This window comes from Nocardioides sp. S5 (genome assembly GCF_017310035.1).
GTDB lineage: Bacteria > Actinomycetota > Actinomycetes > Propionibacteriales > Nocardioidaceae > Nocardioides.
This window is the reverse complement of sequence record NZ_CP022296.1, coordinates 520,339-541,017: the sequence shown is the minus strand read 5'-3', so window position 1 is coordinate 541,017 and position 20,679 is coordinate 520,339. Positions and strand designations below refer to the sequence as shown.

Genomic DNA, 20,679 nt, shown 5'->3' with positions numbered 1-20,679 from the left:
ACGGGAGGCACAGTAGTGCCTCGCGCCCCCACGCGGGGGCAACATGGCGAACCCGGGGTCAGAGGTTGACGGTGATCTCCGCAGCCTCGCGCAGGTCCTCCACCAGCGCCCCGGCCACCGACCCGGTCTCCTGCGCCCTGGCCTGCTCGACGAGCTGGCTGCGCACCTGGGCGAACGGCGGGATCTGCTGGCCGCCCTGCTCCGACTGCGCCTGCTGCTTCTTCGCGTCGTCGTAGATCGCCCGCAGCTCCTTCTCGGTCGGCTCGAACGGCCCGCTCTCGTCCTCGACGAGCTGCTCGACCAGGACCTGCGTCTCGACCTGCGCGCGCGCGGTCTCCTCGTCCATGCCCTGCTGCGCGATGGCGGCGAGCAGCTCCTCGCCGGTCTTCATCCCGTTCTGCTCCGCGAGCGAGGTGAGCTCGGTGTCGACGTCCTCGTCCGTGACCTCGATCCCGCGGGCCTCCGCCTCCTGCGCGAGCAGCTCGGTGTCGACGAGGTCGTCGAGGGTGGCCTGCTTGAGCGCCTCCTCGTCGGGTGCCTCGCCGGTCATCTGCGACTGCGCGGTGGCCTGCTCGAGCTGCGCCTCGTAGATCGGGACGAACTCGTCCTTGGTGACCTCCTCGCCGTTGACCTCGGCGACGACGTCAGGAATCCCGGCACCGGCGTCGGACTGCTCCGAGTCGCTCGACGTGGCGGCCGAGGCGTCCGCGTCGGCGGAGGAACCGTCGCCGCCTCCGCAGGCCGAGAGGGTCAGCACCGCGGCGACCGCGAGGGCGCCGAGGGACGTACGGGTTCGGTGGGTGCGCATGGTGTGAGTCATCGCGCTCGACCGTACGCACCGAACCTGAGCGCGCTCCTCAGGATCAGTCCGGAAGCGTGTCCGGGACGACGAGCGCGTCCGGGTCCTGCCGCACCGGCAGCTGCGCGAGGGCCGTGCGCACGAGGGTGAGACGCGCGGCGACCGCCACCTTCTGGCGGATCCGGCCGACGCCGCTCTCGCCCAGGGTCTCCTCGACGGCGCTGGCGATCTGGGCGTCGGTGAAGGTGGGCCGGCTGCCGGCCTGGACCTCGATGTCGGGCAGGGCGAGCAGGACCGGCAGCACCTGGCTGCCGACGGCCTCGAGGAGGTGGTAGCGCTCGATCTTGGACATCGCCTCCCACGCCTCCTCACCCCTGGCGCGCCGGCGCCCCTTCGCGCCGGCGACGGCCTTGGCGGCCGCGGTCACGGCGACGGTCAGCTCGTGCTCGGTGAAGCGCATGCGCCCAGCATGCCGGACCCCGCCACTGCGGGCATGCTGGGTCCCATGCGCCTGCCCGACCTCGACCCCACCGACCTGACCGACGCCCAGCGCGAGCTGAGGGAGCGGATCCTCGGCGGCCCGCGCGGCGACGGGCCCCAGCACTTCCCGCTCGCGACGCCCGACGGCGCCCTCACGGGACCGTTCCAGGTGTTGCTCCACGAGCCGTCCCTCGGGGCTCCGCTGCAGGAGCTCGGCAGCGCGGTGCGCTACGCGACGGGCCTGTCCGACCGGGTGCGCGAGATCGCGATCCTGTCGGTCGCCGCGGCCACCGACAGCGCCTTCGAGCAGTGGGCCCACGCGCGCGTCGGCCGGGCTGCCGGACTCCACGACACGGAGCTGGCGGCCCTGGCCGACGGGCGCTTCACGTCCCTCGACGCCACCGAGCAGGCGGCGTACGGCTTCTGCCGACGCCTGCTCGAGGACACCTCGCACGTCGACGACGAGGTCTACGCGCGGCTGCGTGAGGACCTCGGCACCACGACGATCACCGAGCTCGTGGTGCTGGTCGGCTACTACCGCACGCTCGCCCAGCTCCTCGACGTCTTCGACGTCGGGGTGCCGGACGAGCAGCGCTGAGGCCGAAGGGTCAGGCGGCCGACTCCGCGAGCTCGGCACGCAGGTCCTTGAGGATCCGGGTGAGCACCCGCGAGACCTGCGCCTGCGTGAGCCCGACGGAGTCGGCGATCTCCTGCTGCGTGCGCTCGTCGAAGAACCGCAGGTGCACGATCCGCCGGTCGCGCGGGGACAGGAGGCGTACGACCGGGGCGAGCACGATGCGCGCCTCGGCCTGGGCGATGTCCCGGTCCTCGCCACCCATCAGCTCACCGAGCGGCGAGCCGCCCTCACCGACGGGGACGTCGAGCGAGGTCGGCGTGAAGCAGCCGTCGGCGCCCAGCGCCTCGACCACGTCGTCGAGCTCGGCGCCGAGGTGGGCGGCGATCTCGGTGGGGCGCGGTGAGCGACCGAGCCTGCCGCCGAGCTCCTCCTGGGCAGCGGCGATCCGCGCCTGGAGCTCCTGGATGCGTCGGGGCGGGCGGATCGTCCAGCCGGCGTCGCGGAAGTGGCGGCGCAGCTCACCACGCACGGTGGGCACGGCGTAGGACAGGAAGTCGTGACCAGCGTCGCCGTCGAAGCGGCGGGCGGCCTTGGTCAGTCCGAGGAGGGCGACCTGCTCGAGGTCGTCGAGGTCGATGCCGCGGTTGCGGTAGCGGGCGGCCATCGAGCGTGCCAGCGGGATGTGCTGGGCGATGAGCTCCTCCGGCGTACGCCGGTCCGCCGGGGCGGACCCACTCGCGGGCTCAGGGGCGGGCGCGGTGGTGGAGGAGGTGGGGGCAAGGTACAGCGGGGCGTTCGACACGGGGACCACGAGGATTCCTTCCGGTCGTAGAAGATCTCACCGTGGTCTCCAGCAAGTCGTCCTCGTCGACGCTGCCACGGAACCGTGGAAGGCAACAGCCGAAAAGCGAACAGTCCTGTCAGGACGACGCTCGTTGCAGGGTCTCGCGCGGGTTCTCGTCGAAGACCTCGCGATAGCTCGAGGCGAAGCGACCGGGGTTGAAGAAGCCGAGCCGCGCCGCCGCGTCGGTCACGCTCGGGACCGAGCCCTCGCGCAGGGAGCGCCGGACCAGGTCGAGCCGGACCCGGCGGAGGTAGTCCATCGGCGTGCAGTCGAGATGGCGGCGGAAGGCGTACTGCAGGGCACGCGGGGAGACGCCGCACGCGTTCGCGAGGTCGTCGAGCTTGAGGTCCTCGTAGGCGCGGACCTCCATGAGGTGCATCGCGTTGCGCACCAGCGACGGGGTGGCGTCGCGGCTGCCCGACCCGCGGTCGAGGCGCGCGGCCTCTCCCATGACGTTGTTGGGGAAGGTCTGGAGCAGGGTCTGGGCGAGCAGGCGCCCGGTCTCGAGCCGGTCGGCGGCCGTCGCCGGCGTGCGGTGGCTCAGCTGGTCGACGGTGGCACGCCAGCGCGCACCCGCCGACGGCGTGCGCGGGACGTAGGAGCTGAAGGTGATCCGCTGCCACGGGTAGTCGGGGACGAGCTCCTCCACCGCGGCGGTCACGGCCTCGGTGGTCAGTGTGGTCGTGCGCACCTCGAAACCGTGACTCATGTTGGTGAACGGCATGTCCCATCCGGCGATGAGCACGGAGTCGCCGTCGCGGTTGCGGCTGGTGACCTTCTCGCGGGAGTACTGGGAGTCGCCGGCGATGAGGTCCACGACCACCAGGGCCGGCATGGGGTCCGAGTCCACCGTGAAGCCCGAGTCGATCCGCAGGTGGTCGAACGCGACGGTGCCGTGGTCGACGCGACTGTGGTGCACCGTGCCGACGCGGCCCGAGAGTCGCAAGGAGGTGCCGTAGGCCCGGTCGAGCCAGGCGCGGGCGTCGTCCCCGACGCCCTCGAAGTCATAGGTGTCGGACGGACCACGCCTCGAGATGGAGTGCGGCATCGGCCACCCCCGTCGAGGAGGAGCTGGACGACCCGTGTGCTCGAGCCGCCGGCCAGTCTAGTCCACCTGGGACTTCCTGCCCACTCCGGTGGCGGGGGGCCGCCCTGTACGCTAGGGGGGCTTCTTCTTGCTCCGCCCTGTGTCCGCGGACTGACGTCATTGAGAGGTGACCTCATGTCTGGGACATCCCTGCCCTCCGACGGCTCCGCCGAGCCCGCAACGGCCCTGCGCGACGAGATCGCGCACCTCCACGAGGCCGTGCGGTCGCAGCGCGACATCGGCATGGCCGTCGGGCTGGTGTCGGCCCGCTTCGGGTGCAGCACCGAGCAGGCGTGGCGCACCATGCTGCGCGTCTCGCAGGACAGCAACACCAAGGTCCGCGCCGTGGCGCGGGTGCTGGTGGCCACCCACGACGGCACCGCGGACGCCGCCGACACCGCCGTGCTCGACGCCTTCGTGGACCAGCTGCCGACCTCCGGCTGGCCAACCGGACCATGGACGGGGAAAGATCCCGCTCCATGAGCATCGATGCAGCGGCGCTGGCCGAGAGCCTGCGCCGGCTGACCCTCTCGCGCGAGGACAACGGCAGCGTCGTCTCGGCCCTGGAGGCGGTCCTCGACGCATGCGTCGACCTCTTCGACGTCCGGGGCGCGGGCCTGCTGGTCGCCGACGAGCAGGACATGCTGCGCTACGTCGCCGCCACCGAGGGCCCCGGACGGATCCTGGAGACGACCGAGGCAGCAGCGGGCGAGGGCCCGTGCACCGAGGCGTTCGTCGAGGCGCGCGTCATCACCACGCACGACGTCACCGCCGAGCCGGAGCGCTGGCCGACGCTGGCCCACGCGATGGCTGCGCAGCCCGTGCGCGCGGTGCTCGGCACGCCGGTGCGCGTCGGTGGCGTGCCGGTCGGGACGCTCGACGTCTACCGCGAGGACGCCCACGAGTGGGACGCGAGCGAGGTGACCGCGCTCGCGCGCTACGCCGAGGTCATCGCCACCACGCTCATGGCGGCCGTGCAGGCACACACCGCCGGCGAGCTCGCCCGCCAGCTCCAGTACGCCCTCGACTACCGCGTCGTGATCGAGCGGGCCGTCGGCTTCCTGATGGCCAAGGAGTCGACCGACCCGGTCGCGGCCTTCAACGCGCTGCGCACGGCCGCGCGCACCCGCCGCACCAAGATCGGGGTGGTCGCCGAGCACGTCCTCCAGCACGGCGCCCTCCCGAGCTGAGCCGGCGCCTCAGTCCTCGGAGTGCTCGCGGTCGCGCTCGACCGGGATGGTCCTCGTCTCCACGATCTGGGCGGCGACGTCGCGCAGCTTGACGTTGGTCGTGGAGGAGAGCCTGCGCAGCAGCTCGAAGCTCTGCTGGGCGCCGATGCCGTAGCGCTCCATCGCGATGCCCTGCGCCATGCCGATGACGTGGCGCGAGCTCACCGCGGTCTCCAGCGTCGCAGCACGCCGGGTGCACGCGAGCGCGGTGGCAGCGTGGGCGGCATACGCCAGGGCGTGCTCGACGGCGTCGCGCTCGGAGAAGCCGCCGGGGTCGGTGCCGTAGACGGTGAGGGCACCCAGGGTCTCCTCCCCGTCGACCAGCGCGACGGCGAGGAGCGAGCGCACCCCGAGCGCGGCCGCGCGCGGCGCCCACCCCTGCCACCGGGCGTCGGAGTCCACGTCGCCGACACGCAGCCAGCCACCCTGGTCCACCACCTCGATGGCGGGGCCCTCGCCGAGGGCGTACTGGAGGGCGTCGGCCTCGTTGGCCAGGCGGTCGCTGCTGGCCAGGGTGCGGAGCCCACGCGACTCGCGGACCGCGAGGCTCACGCGCCGGGCCTCCGGCACCACCTCGCGCAGACGGGTGACGATGGCCTGCGAGGCGGTGGCCTCGTCCGGCTCCTGGTGCAGCTCGGCGGCCAGCCGCGCGAACACGGGCAAGGGGTCGAGGGAAGACAAAGAAGATCCTCGCGTGACGTTCATCTGCGACCCGTGTTCTGGAGTCGGTCAGAAGTTATCGTCCCGGCCGACCGTCCGACAACGCGACACCCTCTGGACGGGTCCGCCGCGCATGGAGCCGCGGCGGTGGGGTACGTCGACGACATGCCGGAGAACCTCGCATGAGCACCACGAGCCGTCCCATTTCCGCGACCCCCGAGCAGGTCTGGTCGGTCCTCGCCGACGGCTGGCTCTACCCCCTCTTCGTCGTGGGCGCCTCACGGATGCGTGACGTCGACGACACGTGGCCAGCGGTCGGGTCGCGACTGCACCACAGCGTCGGCACGTGGCCCCTGCTGATCAACGACACCACCGAGGTGCTCGAGGTCGAGGAGGATCGGCGCATCGTCCTCAAGGCCCGCGGCTGGCCCGCGGGCGAGGCGCGCGTCGAGATCTCGTTGCGCCCCACCGCCGACACCACGGTCGTGACGATCGTGGAGAACGCGACCGCCGGCCCCGGCGCCCTCGTGCCCAAGCCCGTCCAGGACGTCCAGCTCCACCTGCGCAACACCGAGACCCTGCGCCGCCTCGCGTTCGTGGCGGAGGGCCGGCCCCGGTGAGGGTGGCCGCGGCCGCCACGCACGACGCGATCGTCATCGGCGCCGGCCCCAACGGGCTGGTCGCCGCCAACGTGCTCGCCGACGCCGGCTGGCGCGTGCTGGTCCTGGAGGCCCAGGACATCCCGGGCGGGGCCGTCCGCAGCGACCGCGAGGTGCACCCGGACTTCGTCCACGACACCTTCAGCGCCTTCTACCCCCTCGCCCGCGCCTCGCGTGCGATGACGTCGCTGCGCCTCGAGGAGCACGGACTGGTCTGGGACCACGCCCCGGCCGTGCTCGGGCACCCCTTCGGCGACGGGCAGTGGGCGCTGCTGCACCGCGACCGCGAGCGCACCGCCGCCGGCCTCGACGCGCTGCGTGCCGGCGACGGCGAGGCGTGGCTCGAGCTGTGCGCCACCTGGGACCGCATCGGTCCGTCCCTCGTCGACGGCCTCACCTCGCCCTTCCCGCCCGTCCGCGCCGGGGCGCGGCTGCTGCCCGCCCTGGCGCGGGCCGGCGGGCTGGACGTCGTGCGCCGCCTGGCCACGCCGGTCGCGTCCCTGGGGCGCGAGCTGTTCTCCGGGCCCGCGGCCCCGCTGCTGCTCGCCGGCAACGCCGGCCACGCCGACTTCCCGCTGGCGTCCCCCGGCTCCGGCGTCTTCGGTGTGCTGATGACGATGCTCGGGCAGACGGTCGGGTTCCCCGTGCCGCGCGGTGGCGCGCAGTCGCTCACCGACGCCCTCGTCGCCCGGCTGGTCAGTCGCGGGGGCACCCTGACGACCGGCACCCCTGTCACGCGCGTCGTCGTACGCGACGGGCGCGTGAGCGGCGTGGTGACGGCCGACGGGGGCTGGTACGCCGCCCCGACCGTGCTCGCCGACGTGGTCGCCCCGCGGTTGTTCGGCGGCCTGGTGCGCGCCGAGGACCTGCCGGCCCGCCTGGTGCGCGGGATGCGCGACTTCGAGCTCGACCCGGGCACCGTCAAGGTGGACTGGGCGCTGTCGGGACCGGTCCCGTGGACCGGACGACCGGTCGACTCGCCGGGCACGGTGCACGTCGCCGACTCCGTGGAGGAGATGACCCAGACGCTCGCGCAGGTGGGTTCCGGGATCGTGCCGGACCGGCCGTTCCTGCTCACCGGTCAGATGACGACCAGCGACCCCACCCGCTCGCCGGCCGGCACCGAGTCGATGTGGGCCTACACCCACGTCCCGCAGCCGGGCGCGACCCGCTCCGACGCCGGCGGCGAGGTCACCGGGCGGTGGGACCACGACGACCTCGAGCGCTTCGCCGACCGCATGCAGGCGCGCATCGAGGAGCGCGCGCCGGGCTTCGGCAGCCTGGTCGCCGCGCGCCGCGTGCTGGGCCCCCACGAGCTCGAGGCACGCAACGCCAACCTCATCGGCGGCGCGGTCAACGGCGGCACCTCGCAGCTGCACCAGGAGCTGGTCTTCCGACCCGTGCCCGCGATGCGCGGCCGCGCCGCCACGGGCCTGCCCGGGCTCTACCTCGCCTCCGCCTCCGCCCACCCCGGTGGTGGTGTGCACGGAGCGGCCGGCGCCAACTCCGCCCGCGCGGCGATCTGGCACCAGCGCACCCACTCACTGCCCCGACGACGTACGAGCCAGGTGGCCCCATGACCGAGACGCTGGCCTTCGGCCCGCTCACCATCGCCTTCGACGACCGGGTCCTGCGACCGCGCGAGTGGACCGCGGCCCAGTCCGAGTGGGCCGCCGAGCTGATGCGCACCGCACCCGACGGTCCCGTGCTGGAGCTGTGCGCCGGCGCGGGGCACATCGGGCTGCTCGCGGTGGCCGCGAGCGATCGGCGGCTGGTGTGCGTGGATGCCAGCGCGGTCGCGTGCGACTTCGCACGCGACAACGCCCGCGACGCCGGCATGTCCGACCGGGTCGAGGTCCGCGAGGCCCGCCTCGAGACCGCGCTCGCGGACGACGAGGTCTTCCCCGTCGTCATCGCCGACCCGCCGTGGGTGCCCCGCGCCGAGACCCGCCGCTTCCCCGAGGACCCGCTGAGCGCCATCGACGGTGGCGACGACGGGCTCGACGTGGCGCGCGCGTGTCTGCGCGTGGTCGCCGAGCACCTGGCGCCCGGAGGCTCAGCCGTCCTCCAGCTCGGGACCGTCGCGCAGGCCACGGCCCTGGTGCACGAGGAGTGCTTCACCGACGGGACGCTCACCATGCCGGAGCTGCGCCAGCACGATCGCGGCGTGCTCGCCCGCATCGACCGGACCGGCTAGGTCCGGGGAGCGCCCCGCGGGATGACCTTGTGCGTGCCGTCGCACCACGGCAGCCGGCTCGACTTCTCGCACCGGCACAGCGCCACGACCGGGCGCTCGACCGGGTGCACGGTCCCGTCGGCGTCCTGCACCGACTCGGCCCCCCGCAGCAGCATCGGTCCGTGCGGCACCAGCACGACGTCGGGATGGTCGAAGTCGCGCGCGCTCATCCCTCGACCCCCCACGCGCCCAGCATGTCGGCGGCGAAGCGTGCCTCGACGTCGAGGCACGTGAAGGCGCCGAAGAGGATGTCCTCGGCCTGGTCGGGCTCGTCCTCGGCCAGGGTGCCGCAGATGTCGCGGGCCGCGAGGTGCTCGTGGACGGCGTCGGCCTCGACGTGCTCGTCGTAGTAGTCCGACATCGCGCCGGTGAGGCCGAGCCGGTCGAGCCCCTGCACCATCTTGCGCGACGGCAGGGAGCTGGTCATCTCGAACGCGGCCAGGTGACCCATGGCCGCACCGCGCAGGCGGCGGTGCAGGCCGAAGAGGGCTCCGGCGTTGTTCATCTCGAGGTTCTCGGTGGTGGCGTCCTCGACGTAGGCGCCGTACTCGGCCCTCAACCCGACGGCCTCGAGCCCGCGCGCGAAGAGGTGGGAGTGGAGCCGGTTGGGGTCGCCGTCGCCGTACTCGTCGAACTGCAGGGCCATCAGCGCTGCCTTGGCGCGCACCGGCAGCCGCGGGACCACGAAGGCCGACGGGTCGGACTCCTTGAGGTGGTAGACCGAGCGCTGGCGCAGCAGCTCGAGCACCTGGTCGCGGTCGGCGTGGCGACGGACGTGGTCGGCCAGCGACGGACCGTCGTCGTCGGCGACGAGAGCCTCGAGGGCATCGGGCACGTCCATCCCGCGCTGCGCGGCACCGCCACCGGCCTCGGACCACCGCGAGCGCAGCCTCTCCTCGAGCGCCTCCTCGAGGTCGCGACGCACGCCGAGCAGATCGGGGTCCCACTCCGCGCGCTCGTCGGCGTCCTCGAAGCCGCGGAAGGACAGCTCGTGCAGCGTCCAGAGCGAGATGGACTCGTCGTCCCAGGAGTCGGGCGCGGGGGCGGCGCCGGCGTGACCCGGCTCCGCGAGGCGGGCGGCCAGCCACTCGCTCAGCACGCCGCGAGGCTTGGGGAGCCTCACGGGGTGAACACCACCTTGACCATGCCGTCCTCCTTGTCGCGGAACTTCCGGTAGGCCTCCGGGGCGTCCTCGAGGGGCAGGTGGTGCGTCGCGAAGGTCTCGACGCCGAGCACGTCGTCCTCCTGCTGGAGAAGGGCGAGGATGTCGTCGCTCCAGCGGTGCACGTTGGCCTGGCCCATCCGGATCTGCACCTGCTTGTCGAACAGCTGGAACATCGGCAGCGGGTCGGTCGGTGCGCCGTAGACGCCGGAGATGCTGATCGTTCCGCCTCGGCGCACGGCGTCGATCGCGCTCATCAGGGCGGCGAGCCGGTCGGACCCGGCGTTGAGCATGAGCTTCTCCTGCACCTTCTTGGGCAGGAAGGCGAGCGCCTTCTGGGCGGTCTCGGCGACGGGCGACCCGTGCGCCTCCATCCCGACCGCGTCGATGACAGCGTCGGCGCCGCGGCCGTCGGTCAGCTCACGCACCCGGTCGCCGATGCCGTCGACCTCGGTGTGGTCGATCGTCTCCGCGCCGCGGCCGTGCAGGCGGGCGAGGCGCTCGCGGACTGAGTCGACGGCGATGACACGCAGGCCGCGGTGCATCGCGATGCGCGCGGCCATGTCGCCGATCGGGCCGGCGCCGACCACCAGCAGGGTGCCGCCGTCCTCGACGTCGGCGTACTCCACCGCCTGCCATGCGGTGGGCAGGACGTCGGAGAGGAAGAGGAACCGGTCGTCGGTGGGGCCGTGCGGGACCTTGATCGGCAGCGCGTCGGCGAACGGGACGCGCAGAAGCTCGGCCTGGCCGCCGGGGACCTGGCCGTAGAGCTTGCTGTAGCCGAAGAGGCTCGCGCCGGTGCCGGTGTCGCGGTTCTGCGTCGTCTCGCACTGGCTGAACAGGCCACGGTCGCACATCCAGCACGAGCCGCAGCTGATGTTGAACGGCACGACGACACGGTCGCCGACCTCGAGCGTCTGCACCGCCGAACCGACCTCGCGCACGATGCCCATCGGCTCGTGGCCGACGACGTCGCCCTCGGTCATGAACGGCGTGAGCGGGTCGTACAGGTGCAGGTCGGACCCGCACAACCCGGTCGAGGTGATCTCCACGACCACGTCGGTCGGGTCCTCGACCACCGCGTCCGGGACGTCGATGACCTGCATGTCCTGCCTGCCCTGCCACGTGACTGCCTTCATGGTCGACCAGTGCCCACGCGCGCGCGGTCCATGCGTCCGTCCGGTCCGACGGGGTGGGGGCCGGTGCGTCTTGCGGGGCCGTCACGGCAGTGCCAGTCTGAAGGCTTCCGGGTGTGAGGGAGGCCGGGAAGATGACCGAGCAGTTCCACCACGAGCTCGTCGGCGCCGTGCGCCGGCTCGACGCGGCGGACGGCACCCCGCACACGCTCGAGGAACTCGTCGAGATCACCCCGGAGTTCTTCTCCGCGGCCGACTACGTCGGCGTCTCGATCATCGAGCACGGTCGGCTGCGCACGCCGGCGGCCTCGCACGAGCGGCTCCGCGAGCTCGACGAGTGGCAGTACGAGCTGGGCGAGGGGCCGTGCCGCGAGGCGATCCGCCAGCACTGCACGGTCCGTGTCGACGACCTCGCCACCGACCCGCGCTGGCCGACGTGGGGCGCCACGATGGTCGAGGAGCTCGGGATCCGGTCGAGCCTGAGCTTCCGGCTCTTCACCCGTGACGACCACTCGTGGGGCGCGCTCAACGTCTACTCCCGGACCCCGCACGCCTTCTCCGACGACGACGTCGTCCACGGGCAGGTCGTCGCGGCGATGTCGGCGGTCGCGCTGGCCCGCTCCCTCAACGACGAGCAGCTGGCGATGGCGCTGGAGTCCCGGACCGTGATCGGCCAGGCGACCGGCATCATCATGGAGCGCTACGGCCTCGACGAGAAGAGGGCCTTCGACGTGATGCGGCGCATCTCCTCGCACGAGAACGTCAAGCTGCGCGACCTCGCCGCCCGGGTGGTCGCCCAACGCGGGCTGCCCGACCATCCGTTGGAGGGTGGCGGGGACCCGGCGCGGGTGTGAGGCTCCGGGGATGACCGACGAGCGCGATCCCGAGCACCGCCGACCCGCCGGCGTCAGCGACGAGACCGTCGAGGCGCTGGGCAAGCTGTCCGCCGCCCTCGACCACGTCGAGGACGCACGCGGCCACCTCTACGCCTTCCACCGGCTCATGGGCAGCGCCGAGAGCACGCTGGAGGAGGCGACGGAGCTGGTCCGTGCCGCCGGGCACGACGACCTCGCCGACGCCCTGGACCGCGACGCCCTCGGTGCGAACCCGCTGCCGGGGATGTGGTCGTTCCAGATGGTCGAGGCGTTCGACGACGGCTTCTACGCGCGGGCCAAGGGCCTGCACCAGCGTGCGCTGGACGAGCTGGTCGAGGGGCGCCGCCACATCTTCGAGGCGGAGATGAAGGAGCTGCGCCGAACCCACGGGCGTACGGGCCACGAAGCCACTCCCGGCCCGCCGAGCGGCCGGGAGGGCTGACCGGCCTCAGACCCGGGCGGGGTGGGACACGCGCAGGTTGTCCGTGGCCGACTCGCCCGGGACGAGCAGGCCGTGCTGGATGGCCCAGAGGACCGCCTGCGAGCGCGAGGTGACCTCGATCTTGGAGTAGGCGCCGCGGATGTAGGACTTCACCGAGTTGATGCTGAGGTTGGTCTCCTCGGCGATGTCGCGGTTGGCCTTGCCGGAGGCGATCATCGAGAGCACCTCGGTCTCGCGCTGGGTGAGCGGCCACTTCTCCGTGCCCGGGCGGGTCGCCTCGGGCTGTCCGGACCAGGCGTCGACGACGGTGCGTCCGTCGGCGATCTGGAGCAGGTTCCACACCAAGCGGCGGGCGGGCAGCCACTTGCTGACGAAGCCCGCGGCGCCGCGCGACATCTCGGTCGAGACGACCTCGGGGCTGCAGTCCCAGCCGTAGGCCACCATGCGGGTCGGGAAGCGCTTGGGCGCCGAGCGCGCTCCGGCCGCACGGCGGGAGGGCTCGTAGAGGGTCAGGTCGCACAGGGGGGCGGGCTCACCGGCGCGGTGGGGCACCACGGAGACGATGGCGGCGTGGGGGTCGAGCATGGTGCGCAGTCCGTGGACGACGAGCTCGCTCTCGTCGAGGATCGCCACCTTGATGTGTCGGGCGGCCGGTGCAGGGTGTCGTTCCATGGCCCCCGGTACCCCGATGGGCGGGGCCCATGCACCGGGTGACCTGACAGACTCTCAGTGACTTCTCACGACAGCAGCGTGCGGGCCACGGTCGCCGCCTGGCCCTCGGAGATGCCGGCGGCGGTCGCGCCCTGGCGCAGGAGCGCGAGCGCGTCATCGGTGGTGACGCCCGCACGCGCGGCGACCAGGCCGACGGCGACGTCGACGAGACGCTGCTCGCGCAGCTGCTCGGGGGCCGCCTCGGCCCGCCGCAACGTGTCGAAGCCGAGGTCGGCGTTGGTCACCGCCCCGGCCTGCCAGGCGCCGAGCGCCTCGACGAGGCCGTCGATGCGGTCGCGGAAGGCGTGGGCGGTGGAGGCGTAGAGGTCGATGTTGAGGACCGCGCGTCCGTGCTCGACCACGGGCAGGCACACGGTGCTCTCGATGCCGCTGAAGGCGCGCTCGCGGGCCATCTCGGCCCAGCCACGCTCGTCGAGGGCGTACGCGTCCTCGGCGGGCTCCGCCGTGCCACTGGGCGTCGACGCGGCCTCGGCGGTCCGCCGCGCGCCGCTGGCGGTCGCGTCGTCGACCAGCGTGAAGGTCAGGTCCTCGTCGAGCAGCGTGACGCTGAGGGCCACGCACTCGGGCACCGCGCGCACGGCCCAGCCCTCGATGACCCGCAGCAGCGCCTCGACGTCGTCGAGCGACGGCGTGACGTACTCGTCCAGGGCTTCGCGGCTCTCGGGCAGCAACTCCATGGCCATCCTCCTCGCCCCCCTCGACACCGGATGATTTCCTGCTCCCGATGGTCCCCCGCCGGGTGCGGGCACACCACACCCGCCCGGGCGTGCGCCCGCGTGGCGCATGAGGGTCCGGGGGCGGGGTACTGACGTGCTCGTGATCGCCCAGCAGCCGTCCCCGCCCGTCGTCGTGCTCGACCTCGACGGCACCCTCGTCGACTCGGTCTACCAGCACGTCGTGGCCTGGCAGGCCGCCTTCCACGACGTCGGCCGGCACGTCAGCGCGATGCGGGTGCACGAGTCCATCGGCATGGGCGGCGACCGCCTGGTCGCCCACGTGGCAGGCGACGCAGCAGAGGGCGCGGTCGGCGACGACGTGCGGACCCTGCACGACAAGCACTTTCGCGCCGTGCTGCGCTCGGTCGCGCCGCTCGACGGCGCCTCCGACCTCGTGGAGGCCCTCGTCGCGCACGGGCACCCTGTCACCGTTGCGTCGTCGTCCCCGGCCGACCTCGTCGACGACCTCCTCGACCTGCTCGACGTACGCCATCGCCTGTCCGCCGTCGTGACGGCCTCCGACGGCGCCGCCAGCAAGCCGGCCCCCGACCTGGTCGAGCGGGCGGTCGCGCGGGTCGGCGGCGGTCCGGCCGTCGTGGTGGGCGACGCCGTGTGGGACGCGCTGTCCGCCGAGGCCGCGGGTGCACGCTGCATCGGGCTCCGCAGTGGAGGCGTCAGCGCCGAGCGGCTGCTCTCGGCGGGTGCTTCCTGGGTGCACGACGGCCCGCGCGACCTGCTCGAGCACCTCCAGGAGGGCCCGCTCCGCTCGCACTGAGGAGCCCGGACGCGTCAGTCCCCTGCCGGGTAGGGCGCGGTCCGCAGCAGTCGTGCGAGGTGGGCGGCGTGGCGCGCGAGCACCTGCGTGGTGCCTGCGGTGGTGTCGGGGGTGGGCGACACGTCCTTGTAGTCCACCGCCTGCATGGCCTCCCCCACCCAGTAGGTCGCGGCCTGCGCCGGGACGGTGAAGCCGACGTCAGCCAGCGCCTGGAACAGCTCTGCGCTCACGTGGTGAGCGCCGTCCTCGTTGCCGACCACTCCGACGCCCGCCACCTTGCCGAACGTCAGCAGCCGTCCCTCGTCGTCGGTCTCGGACAGCTCCGCGTCGAGACGCTCGAGCACCATCTTCGCGACCGACGAGGGCTGGCCCAGCCAGATGGGCGTCACCAGGACCAGGATGTCGGCGTCCAGCACCTGCTGCCGCAGCGCCGGCCAGGCGTCCCCGTGCCCCTCGTCCGCGCTGACACCGAACCGGACGTCGTGGTCGACGACCCGCTCCATCGCCCCGCGGACCCCGAGAGCCGCGAACGCCGAGAGGACCTGCGACCCGAGGAGCTCGGAGCTCGACCCGGCCGGAGACGGCTTGAGGGTGCAGTTGAGGACGAGGCAGGACAGGTTCGCAGTGGATTCGCTCATGCGAGGCGTCGTACCCAGCCGCTGACCCCACATGCACCAGACCCGTCGCGGGCCCCTCGCACGGCGTACGGGAGGTGGCCCGCGACGGGCCTCGTGGACCTGGCCGCCGGGACGCGGCGGGGCGCCCCGGCGTGGAGGTCCTGTACCCCCCGGCGAACGGATGCATGCACGGGCTACTGAACTCGCGGTGACCGGGGTACGAGTCCGCATGACGCAGCCCGGCGATTCGAAGCCCGACCCCATGACCGACCCCCAGACCCATCTCGACACCGATCCGGTGAACGACCCCGACGAGGCGGAGGGCGCGACGGAGGGCGAGGCGTGACCTCGCTCTGGCTGGACCGCGCCACGGCGGTCGCGGACGACGCGCTGCCGGCGCCGGACGAGACGCTCCACACGGTCGTCGTGGGCGCCGGGCTGACGGGGCTGACGACCGCGCTGCTGCTCGCCCGCGCGGGCCTGCGCGTCGCGTGCGTGGAAGCCCGCGAGGTCGGCGCCGTCACCACCGGGCGCACGACGGGCAAGGTCTCGCTGCTCCAGGGCACCCACCTGTCGCGCATCAGGCGCCACCGCTCGCAGGCGGTCGCCGCGGCCTACGTCGAGGCCAACCGCGAGGGCATGGAGTGGCTCCTGCGGTTCTGCGACGACCACGGCGTCGACGTGCAGCGCCGCACGGCGGTGACGTACGCCGCCACGACCACCGAGCTCGACTCCGTGCGCACCGAGCACCGGGCAGCAGCCTCCACGGACCTGCCCGTGTCGTGGCACGACCGGCTCGACGTGCCGTTCCCGCACGTCGGGGCGACGGTGCTGCACGACCAGGCCCAGCTCGACGCGATGGATGTGCTGCACGCCCTCGCGCTGCAGCTGCGCGAGCACGGCGGCACCCTGCACCAGCACCGCCGCGTCACCTCGGTCTCGCTGACCGGCGAGCCGGCAGTGCACCTGGAGGGCGGTGAGGTCCTGCGTGCCGCGCAGGTCGTCCTGGCGACGGGGACCCCGGTGCTCGACCGCGGGCTCCACTTCGCGCGGCTGGAGCCGCAACGCTCGTACGCCCTCGCGCTGGCGGGCGGTGGACCGCTGGAGGGGATGTACCTCTCCGGCGGCTCGGACTCGCGCTCGCTGCGGGACGCGCCAGGCGACGTGCTCGTCGTCGGCGGCAGCGGCCACGTCGTGGGTCGCACCGACTCCGAGCTCGAGCACCTCGACGCCCTGCGGACGTGGAGCGCGACCTACTTCCCCGACGCCGTCGAGACCCACCACTGGTCCGCGCAGGACTACAGCGCCCCCGACGGCGTGCCGGTCGTCGACCGGCTGCCGGGCTCGCGCGGGCGCATCCACGTCGCCAGCGGCTACGAGAAGTGGGGCATGACCAACGCGGTCGCGGCCGCTCGCACCATCTCCGGCGACATCCTCGGCAGCGTGCCGCCGTGGGCCCGGACCCTCCACGGCCGCCGGCCCAGCGTGACGGGGCTCGGCGAGGTCGCGCGGATCAACCTCGGGGTGGCCGGCGCCCTCGCCGCCGGTGCGGCGCGGGTCGCCCGCGAGCGGCTGCCCGGAGCGGGTGCCGCCGCGACCGCCCGCGAGTGCGGCGTGGTGGGCGTGTGCACCCACCTCGGCGGGCTGCTGAACTGGAACGACGCGGAGGAGTCGTGGGACTGCCCGTTGCACGGCTCGCGCTTCACGCGCGAGGGTGACGTGCTCGAGGGTCCGGCGACCCAGCCGCTCAGGCGCCGCAGACCAGATCGGCCTTGAGGGCGTCCTGCGACGACAGCCGCACGTCCGGGCCACACACGAGGTCGAGCGGGTCGTCGGTCTGCTCGACCGCGGCCAGGCCTGCGTCGAAGGCCTCGACCACGTCGGCGCAGGCGTGCTCGAGGCCGATCCGGGTCAGCGCGGAGGTCGACACGTCCCCGCTCAGCGCGAGCTCGACCGACCACGACGACGCGTCCGCGCGCTGGCAGTCGCGGGCCGCCGCCTGCTGGAGGGCGAGGAAGTCGAACACGTCGGTGCCGAGGTGCTCCTCCACGTCGGCCCGCCACTCCGCGGTCGCGGCGCCGTCCTCCTCCACGACGTTGCCGCTCACTGCGGGGGTCGCCGCCTCTCCTCCGGAGCAGCCGGCGAGGGCAGGGACGAGCAGGACCAGGGCGAGGACGAGGGCGCGCATGGGTGGAGGCTAGGAGCCGTCGCACAGCGGCGTACGCGGTTTGTTACCGATCAGTACGTGACGCTCGACTCACCGCGGGCGCGGGTGGTGAGGACCCGCGCGGCGACGAACCCGCCGACCGCGCCGAACAGGTGCCCCTGCCAGGAGACGCCCGGCTGCCCGGGCAGCACGCCGAGCAGGGCGCTGCTGTAGAGCAGGAACACGGCGACGCCGATGAGGATCTCGGTGGGACGGCGGTTGAGCAGACCGCGCACGACCAGGAAGACGATCCAGCCGAAGATCAGGATCGATGCGCCGGCGTGGATGCTGCCGGACGGGGCGACGAGCCAGACGCCGAGCCCGCCGACGACCCAGATGATGGCCGTGGCGAGGATCCCGCGGCCGATCCCGGTGGCCAGCGTCAGGAATCCGAGCACCGCCACGGGGACCGTGTTGCTGGTCAGGTGGTCGAAGCCGAAGTGCAGCATCGGCGCAACCGCGACGCCGACGAGCCCGTCCTCGTCCCGCGGGCGCACGCCGTAGGAGTCGAGCGGGTTGCCGGTGGCCGCGTCGAAGACCTCGAGCACCCACAGGACCACGACGAAGCCGGCTGTGAGCAGGGCGGCCGCCTTCCAGGCGGGCTCGCGTGCGGTCGGCGTCCCTGTCACCCGGCGACCTCGGGCGGGAAACCACCGGTCGACACGGTGCTCCAGCGGGTCGGGGTGATGCGCAGCAGCGACTTGCCCTGGGACACCATCGCGGCGCGGTACTCCTCCCAGTCCGAGTGCTCGCCGGCGATGGTGCGGAAGTACTCCACGAAGCCGTCGAGCGCCTCGTCGCCGTCGACGGCGTCGAGCACCTCGCAGCTGCCGTCGACCTGCACCCAGGCGTCGTCCCAGTCGTCGGAGAGCACCAGGACCGACACCCCGGGGCGCCTGCGCGCGTTCTTCGTCTTCGCGCGCTGCGGGTAGGTCGCGATGACGATCCGGCCACTGTCGTCGACGCCGCCGGCGACCGGCGAGGCCTGCGGGGACCCGTCGGCGCGCCGGGTGATGAGCACCATGTGGTGGCGGGGCCGGACGAAGTCCAGCAGCTCCTCGAGCCCGACGTCGGTGTTGGTCGCGATGGTGGGTGCCATGTCCCCGAGGCTAGCCGGGCTACCGTCGAGGACATGACCACTGTGAGCCGTACGTTCGACGTCCGCCCCGAGCCCGCCGTGGTGGTGGACTACCTCAAGGACTTCAGCAACGCCGAGGAGTGGGACCCCGGCACGGAGAGCTGCACGCGCACCGACGCCGGACCCGTCGCAGTCGGGTCGACCTGGCACAACACGTCGAAGATCGCCGGCGTGAGCACCGAGCTCGACTACACCCTCGAGACGCTGACCGCCGACACGATCGTGCTCGTCGGGCGCAACGACAGCGCCGTCTCCACCGACACCATCACCGTGGTGCCGAACCCCGACGGCGTCGGCAGCCGGGTGACCTACGAGGCGAACATCGAGATGCAGGGTGCGGCCAAGCTGGCCGACCCGATCATGAAGGTCGTCTTCGAGAAGATCGGCAGCGACACCGAGGACGACATGACCACGGTGCTGAACCGCCTGGCCTGAGGCCCTGCACCCCGGTCCGTCAGGACTGGGCGCCGGCGTCGGGCAGCTGACGGGTGCGCACCAGGGCGAGGGCGACGTCGACCAGCTTGGTGTTGGTGTAGGACGAGACCCGCTTGAGGTAGGCCAGCGCCTGGTCGGAGTCGACGCCCAGGCGCTCCATCACGATGCCCTCGGCCTGCCCGATCACGGTCCGGCTGGCCAGCGCCACCCCGAGCCCGTCGATCTCGCGGCTGGCGGCCATCGACACCGCGAGGTGGCCGGCCAGCGCCTGCGCGGTCGCGAGGTCGTCGGCCGAGAACGCACGTGGGCGCTCGGCGTAGAGGCTGAGCGTGCCGTAGGAGCCGCGCGCGGTGAAGATCAGCAGCGACATCGACGACCCGAGCCCGAGCTCCTCGTGGACCCGCACGCCCCACGCCGGCCAGCGCTGGTCCCGCGCGAGGTCGGTGCTGATGATCGTCTCCTCGTCGCGGTCCATGGCGTGGCAGGGTCCCTCGCCCACCTCGTTCTGCAGCTTGTTGACCAGCGAGGGGACCTCGCTGGACCCGGCGAGGGTGAAGCACTCACCGCGCCTGTTCAGCGTCACGCTGGCGTGCGCGCACGCCCCGATCAGCTCGACCGCAGCCTCCACCGCCAGCACCAGCCGGTCCTGGTCGGCGCCGGCCGATCCCATGGCCTGCGCCAGGTCGGCGAACTCGGTCACCTTCGTCTGCTCCCCGGTCAACATCACTCCTCTGCTCGGCGACCGGTCTGCGGTCGCGCTCTCCCGCGCACATTGTGACCGCAGATCACAAGATCGTCACTGTGGAGCCAGCCCCACGGCGTCGAAGCGCCACTCCAGCACGGCGGCGTACGCCTCACCCGGCTCGAGGGTCGCCGACGGCCACTCCGGGTGGTTCGGTGAGTCGGGGAAGAGCTGCGGCTCGAGCGCGATGCCGTCGCCCTGGCGGTAGCGACCGCCGCCGGTGCCGCGTCGCGTGCCGTCGAGGAAGTTGCCGGTGTAGACCTGGACACCCGGCTGGTCGGTCCACACCTCGACGCCTGTGGCGGTGCGCGGCGAGACCAGCCGGGCGGCGCGGCGCAGCCCGCTGCCGCGCACGACGTAGTTGTGGTCGATGCCGTGCGCGTCGACCACCTGTGGGTGCTCGGCGCGGATCGCGGGTCCGAGCTCGCGCTGCTCGCGCAGGTCGAACGGTGTCCCGGCGACGGCCTCGTGCGCGCCCAGCGGGATGCCGGTGTCGTCGACCGGGGTGTAGTCGTCGGCGTCGACGAGCAGCTCGTGCCCGTCGATCGTCCCGGCGCCCTCGCCGTCGAGGTTGAGGTAGGCGTGGTTGGTCAGGTTGACGACCGTGGTGGCGTCGGTGGTCGCGCCCATCTCGACGCGGACCGTGTCGCCGACGACGGAGTAGCGCACCGTGACCTCCACCGTGCCCGGGAAGCCCTGGTCGCCGTCGGGGCTGGTCAGGGTCATCGTCACGGAGTCGCCGGTGTGCTCCACGACGTCCCAGAGGCGTGCGTCGAAGCCGTCGGGGCCGCCATGCAGGCTGTGGCCGCGGTCGTGGGTGCCGACCTCGACCTCGCGGCCGGCGAGCGGGAACCGGCCGGACGCGATGCGGTTGGCGTAGCGCCCGATGGTGCCGCCGATGTAGTCGCTGCTGGCGAGCCGCTCCCCGAGGTCGGGGTGGCCGAGCACCACGTTGCGGCGTACGCCGTCCCCACCTCTCACGTGGAGCCGGTGGACGGTCGCCCCGAGCGCCAGCACCTCCACCTCCGGCCCCGGCGCGGAGCCGATCCTGAGCAGGCGCACGTCACGCCCGTCGGGCAGCTGGCCGAACACAACGTCGCGGGTCACGGTCACATCCTCGTCGAGTGCGCGC

At 73.0% G+C, this 20,679-nt stretch carries 27 protein-coding genes; 11 read left to right on the top strand and 16 right to left on the bottom strand.

Features of this window, described 5'->3' with window-relative positions; genetic code table 11:
• Positions 1–58: 58 nt before the first annotated feature.
• Positions 59–820, bottom strand: a complete 762-nt coding sequence (locus tag CFI00_RS02725) for a SurA N-terminal domain-containing protein (protein WP_207083769.1) — start codon at positions 818–820, stop codon at positions 59–61.
• Between the two features lie 43 nt (positions 821–863).
• On the bottom strand, positions 864–1,259 hold the full coding sequence (locus CFI00_RS02720) for a hypothetical protein (protein ID WP_207083768.1): 396 nt from the start codon (positions 1,257–1,259) through the stop codon (positions 864–866).
• 45 nt (positions 1,260–1,304) lie between these two features.
• On the opposite strand from CFI00_RS02720, the gene CFI00_RS02715 reads away from it, so the two are divergent.
• Positions 1,305–1,877, top strand: coding sequence for a carboxymuconolactone decarboxylase family protein (locus CFI00_RS02715; RefSeq protein ID WP_207083767.1), 573 nt, complete (start codon positions 1,305–1,307; stop codon positions 1,875–1,877).
• Positions 1,878–1,887: 10 nt separating this feature from the next.
• Here CFI00_RS02715 and CFI00_RS02710 read toward each other — a convergent pair whose 3' ends face one another.
• Positions 1,888–2,667 carry a sigma-70 family RNA polymerase sigma factor gene (locus tag CFI00_RS02710; protein WP_242532648.1) on the bottom strand — a complete coding sequence of 260 codons (780 nt, stop codon included), beginning with the start codon at positions 2,665–2,667 and terminating at the stop codon, positions 1,888–1,890.
• A gap of 109 nt (positions 2,668–2,776) precedes the next feature.
• A complete protein-coding gene (locus CFI00_RS02705; protein ID WP_207083766.1) occupies positions 2,777–3,748 on the bottom strand; it encodes a helix-turn-helix transcriptional regulator in 972 nt (323 codons plus the stop codon).
• 174 nt (positions 3,749–3,922) lie between these two features.
• Here CFI00_RS02705 and CFI00_RS02700 point away from each other — a divergent pair, with 174 nt between their 5' ends.
• Together CFI00_RS02700 and CFI00_RS02695 are read left to right on the top strand one after the other, a co-directional pair.
• Positions 3,923–4,270 carry an ANTAR domain-containing protein gene (locus CFI00_RS02700; RefSeq protein WP_207083765.1) on the top strand — a complete coding sequence of 116 codons (348 nt, stop codon included), beginning with the start codon at positions 3,923–3,925 and terminating at the stop codon, positions 4,268–4,270.
• Entirely contained in the window at positions 4,267–4,977 is a 711-nt protein-coding gene (locus CFI00_RS02695) for a GAF and ANTAR domain-containing protein (protein WP_207083764.1), read from the top strand. The genes CFI00_RS02700 and CFI00_RS02695 overlap by 4 nt, the downstream gene beginning before the upstream one ends.
• A 9-nt stretch (positions 4,978–4,986) precedes the next feature.
• Here CFI00_RS02695 and CFI00_RS23815 read toward each other — a convergent pair whose 3' ends face one another.
• Positions 4,987–5,673 (bottom strand): GAF and ANTAR domain-containing protein, encoded by a 687-nt coding sequence (locus CFI00_RS23815; protein WP_277988375.1) that lies wholly within the window; start codon positions 5,671–5,673, stop codon positions 4,987–4,989.
• A 185-nt stretch (positions 5,674–5,858) separates the two neighbouring features.
• Here CFI00_RS23815 and CFI00_RS02685 point away from each other — a divergent pair, with 185 nt between their 5' ends.
• From CFI00_RS02685 to CFI00_RS02675, 3 genes are read left to right on the top strand one after another with little or no spacing between them, the layout of a single operon-like run.
• Complete coding sequence (locus tag CFI00_RS02685; protein ID WP_207083762.1) at positions 5,859–6,296, top strand: SRPBCC family protein; 438 nt, start codon at positions 5,859–5,861, stop codon at positions 6,294–6,296.
• Positions 6,293–7,915, top strand: a complete 1,623-nt coding sequence (locus tag CFI00_RS02680; protein WP_242532647.1) for an NAD(P)/FAD-dependent oxidoreductase — start codon at positions 6,293–6,295, stop codon at positions 7,913–7,915. The genes CFI00_RS02685 and CFI00_RS02680 overlap by 4 nt, the downstream gene beginning before the upstream one ends.
• On the top strand, positions 7,912–8,532 hold the full coding sequence (locus CFI00_RS02675; protein ID WP_207083761.1) for a class I SAM-dependent methyltransferase: 621 nt from the start codon (positions 7,912–7,914) through the stop codon (positions 8,530–8,532). The genes CFI00_RS02680 and CFI00_RS02675 overlap by 4 nt, the downstream gene beginning before the upstream one ends.
• On the opposite strand, the gene CFI00_RS02670 is transcribed toward CFI00_RS02675, so the two are convergent.
• From CFI00_RS02670 to CFI00_RS02660, 3 genes are read right to left on the bottom strand one after another with little or no spacing between them, the layout of a single operon-like run.
• On the bottom strand, positions 8,529–8,741 hold the full coding sequence (locus CFI00_RS02670; protein ID WP_207083760.1) for a CDGSH iron-sulfur domain-containing protein: 213 nt from the start codon (positions 8,739–8,741) through the stop codon (positions 8,529–8,531). The genes CFI00_RS02675 and CFI00_RS02670 overlap by 4 nt on opposite strands.
• Positions 8,738–9,694, bottom strand: coding sequence for an iron-containing redox enzyme family protein (locus CFI00_RS02665; RefSeq protein ID WP_207083759.1), 957 nt, complete (start codon positions 9,692–9,694; stop codon positions 8,738–8,740). Before CFI00_RS02665 ends, CFI00_RS02670 begins: the two co-directional genes overlap by 4 nt.
• Positions 9,691–10,872, bottom strand: a complete 1,182-nt coding sequence (locus tag CFI00_RS02660) for a zinc-dependent alcohol dehydrogenase (protein ID WP_207083758.1) — start codon at positions 10,870–10,872, stop codon at positions 9,691–9,693. Before CFI00_RS02660 ends, CFI00_RS02665 begins: the two co-directional genes overlap by 4 nt.
• Before the next feature lie 131 nt (positions 10,873–11,003).
• Between CFI00_RS02660 and CFI00_RS02655 the strand changes: the two genes are divergently transcribed.
• Entirely contained in the window at positions 11,004–11,723 is a 720-nt protein-coding gene (locus CFI00_RS02655) for a GAF and ANTAR domain-containing protein (RefSeq protein WP_207083757.1), read from the top strand.
• 10 nt (positions 11,724–11,733) lie between these two features.
• Positions 11,734–12,186 carry a hypothetical protein gene (locus CFI00_RS02650; protein ID WP_207083756.1) on the top strand — a complete coding sequence of 151 codons (453 nt, stop codon included), beginning with the start codon at positions 11,734–11,736 and terminating at the stop codon, positions 12,184–12,186.
• A gap of 6 nt (positions 12,187–12,192) precedes the next feature.
• Here the strand turns inward: CFI00_RS02650 and CFI00_RS02645 are convergent, their stop codons facing one another.
• Together CFI00_RS02645 and CFI00_RS02640 are read right to left on the bottom strand one after the other, a co-directional pair.
• The gene (locus CFI00_RS02645) at positions 12,193–12,858 is read right to left on the bottom strand and encodes a response regulator transcription factor (protein ID WP_242532646.1); all 666 of its coding nucleotides are present in this window, start codon (positions 12,856–12,858) and stop codon (positions 12,193–12,195) included.
• 65 nt (positions 12,859–12,923) lie between these two features.
• Complete coding sequence (locus CFI00_RS02640) at positions 12,924–13,595, bottom strand: ANTAR domain-containing protein (RefSeq protein ID WP_207083755.1); 672 nt, start codon at positions 13,593–13,595, stop codon at positions 12,924–12,926.
• Between the two features lie 139 nt (positions 13,596–13,734).
• Between CFI00_RS02640 and CFI00_RS02635 the strand changes: the two genes are divergently transcribed.
• Positions 13,735–14,409 carry an HAD family hydrolase gene (locus tag CFI00_RS02635; protein WP_207083754.1) on the top strand — a complete coding sequence of 225 codons (675 nt, stop codon included), beginning with the start codon at positions 13,735–13,737 and terminating at the stop codon, positions 14,407–14,409.
• 14 nt (positions 14,410–14,423) lie between these two features.
• Here CFI00_RS02635 and CFI00_RS02630 read toward each other — a convergent pair whose 3' ends face one another.
• A complete protein-coding gene (locus CFI00_RS02630) occupies positions 14,424–15,047 on the bottom strand; it encodes an NAD(P)H-dependent oxidoreductase (RefSeq protein WP_207083753.1) in 624 nt (207 codons plus the stop codon).
• A 321-nt stretch (positions 15,048–15,368) separates the two neighbouring features.
• Between CFI00_RS02630 and CFI00_RS02625 the strand changes: the two genes are divergently transcribed.
• Positions 15,369–16,802 (top strand): FAD-dependent oxidoreductase, encoded by a 1,434-nt coding sequence (locus CFI00_RS02625; protein WP_207083752.1) that lies wholly within the window; start codon positions 15,369–15,371, stop codon positions 16,800–16,802.
• On the opposite strand, the gene CFI00_RS02620 is transcribed toward CFI00_RS02625, so the two are convergent.
• From CFI00_RS02620 to CFI00_RS02610, 3 genes are read right to left on the bottom strand one after another with little or no spacing between them, the layout of a single operon-like run.
• A complete protein-coding gene (locus CFI00_RS02620; protein WP_207083751.1) occupies positions 16,774–17,214 on the bottom strand; it encodes a hypothetical protein in 441 nt (146 codons plus the stop codon). The two genes, CFI00_RS02625 and CFI00_RS02620, sit on opposite strands and share 29 nt — an antisense overlap.
• 50 nt (positions 17,215–17,264) lie before the next feature.
• A complete protein-coding gene (locus CFI00_RS02615; RefSeq protein WP_207083750.1) occupies positions 17,265–17,861 on the bottom strand; it encodes a rhomboid family intramembrane serine protease in 597 nt (198 codons plus the stop codon).
• Positions 17,858–18,331, bottom strand: a complete 474-nt coding sequence (locus CFI00_RS02610; protein WP_207083749.1) for a PPOX class F420-dependent oxidoreductase — start codon at positions 18,329–18,331, stop codon at positions 17,858–17,860. Before CFI00_RS02610 ends, CFI00_RS02615 begins: the two co-directional genes overlap by 4 nt.
• A 33-nt stretch (positions 18,332–18,364) precedes the next feature.
• Between CFI00_RS02610 and CFI00_RS02605 the strand changes: the two genes are divergently transcribed.
• A complete protein-coding gene (locus tag CFI00_RS02605) occupies positions 18,365–18,805 on the top strand; it encodes an SRPBCC family protein (RefSeq protein ID WP_242532645.1) in 441 nt (146 codons plus the stop codon).
• Between the two features lie 19 nt (positions 18,806–18,824).
• Here the strand turns inward: CFI00_RS02605 and CFI00_RS02600 are convergent, their stop codons facing one another.
• Both CFI00_RS02600 and CFI00_RS02595 read right to left on the bottom strand, forming a co-directional pair.
• Entirely contained in the window at positions 18,825–19,505 is a 681-nt protein-coding gene (locus tag CFI00_RS02600; protein WP_207083748.1) for a GAF and ANTAR domain-containing protein, read from the bottom strand.
• Positions 19,506–19,601: 96 nt separating this feature from the next.
• The gene (locus CFI00_RS02595; RefSeq protein WP_207083747.1) at positions 19,602–20,654 is read right to left on the bottom strand and encodes an aldose epimerase family protein; all 1,053 of its coding nucleotides are present in this window, start codon (positions 20,652–20,654) and stop codon (positions 19,602–19,604) included.
• Positions 20,655–20,679: the final 25 nt, after the last annotated feature.

Excerpts from the sequence above, each read along its gene's own strand:
- CFI00_RS02640 (WP_207083755.1), bottom strand. The coding sequence starts at position 13,595 with ATGGAGTTGCTGCCCGAGAGCCGCGAAGCCCTGGACGAGTACGTCACG.
- CFI00_RS02670 (WP_207083760.1), bottom strand. The coding sequence starts at position 8,741 with ATGAGCGCGCGCGACTTCGACCATCCCGACGTCGTGCTGGTGCCGCAC.
- CFI00_RS02610 (WP_207083749.1), bottom strand. The coding sequence starts at position 18,331 with ATGGCACCCACCATCGCGACCAACACCGACGTCGGGCTCGAGGAGCTG.
- CFI00_RS02695 (WP_207083764.1), top strand. The coding sequence starts at position 4,267 with ATGAGCATCGATGCAGCGGCGCTGGCCGAGAGCCTGCGCCGGCTGACC.
- CFI00_RS02725 (WP_207083769.1), bottom strand. The coding sequence starts at position 820 with ATGACTCACACCATGCGCACCCACCGAACCCGTACGTCCCTCGGCGCC.
- CFI00_RS02685 (WP_207083762.1), top strand. The coding sequence starts at position 5,859 with ATGAGCACCACGAGCCGTCCCATTTCCGCGACCCCCGAGCAGGTCTGG.
- CFI00_RS02605 (WP_242532645.1), top strand. The coding sequence starts at position 18,365 with ATGACCACTGTGAGCCGTACGTTCGACGTCCGCCCCGAGCCCGCCGTG.
- CFI00_RS02715 (WP_207083767.1), top strand. The coding sequence starts at position 1,305 with ATGCGCCTGCCCGACCTCGACCCCACCGACCTGACCGACGCCCAGCGC.
- CFI00_RS02720 (WP_207083768.1), bottom strand. The coding sequence starts at position 1,259 with ATGCGCTTCACCGAGCACGAGCTGACCGTCGCCGTGACCGCGGCCGCC.
- CFI00_RS02675 (WP_207083761.1), top strand. The coding sequence starts at position 7,912 with ATGACCGAGACGCTGGCCTTCGGCCCGCTCACCATCGCCTTCGACGAC.
- CFI00_RS02650 (WP_207083756.1), top strand. The coding sequence starts at position 11,734 with ATGACCGACGAGCGCGATCCCGAGCACCGCCGACCCGCCGGCGTCAGC.
- CFI00_RS02700 (WP_207083765.1), top strand. The coding sequence starts at position 3,923 with ATGTCTGGGACATCCCTGCCCTCCGACGGCTCCGCCGAGCCCGCAACG.
- CFI00_RS02660 (WP_207083758.1), bottom strand. The coding sequence starts at position 10,872 with ATGAAGGCAGTCACGTGGCAGGGCAGGCAGGACATGCAGGTCATCGAC.
- CFI00_RS02620 (WP_207083751.1), bottom strand. The coding sequence starts at position 17,214 with ATGCGCGCCCTCGTCCTCGCCCTGGTCCTGCTCGTCCCTGCCCTCGCC.
- CFI00_RS02630 (WP_207083753.1), bottom strand. The coding sequence starts at position 15,047 with ATGAGCGAATCCACTGCGAACCTGTCCTGCCTCGTCCTCAACTGCACC.
- CFI00_RS02655 (WP_207083757.1), top strand. The coding sequence starts at position 11,004 with ATGACCGAGCAGTTCCACCACGAGCTCGTCGGCGCCGTGCGCCGGCTC.
- CFI00_RS02645 (WP_242532646.1), bottom strand. The coding sequence starts at position 12,858 with ATGGAACGACACCCTGCACCGGCCGCCCGACACATCAAGGTGGCGATC.
- CFI00_RS02705 (WP_207083766.1), bottom strand. The coding sequence starts at position 3,748 with ATGCCGCACTCCATCTCGAGGCGTGGTCCGTCCGACACCTATGACTTC.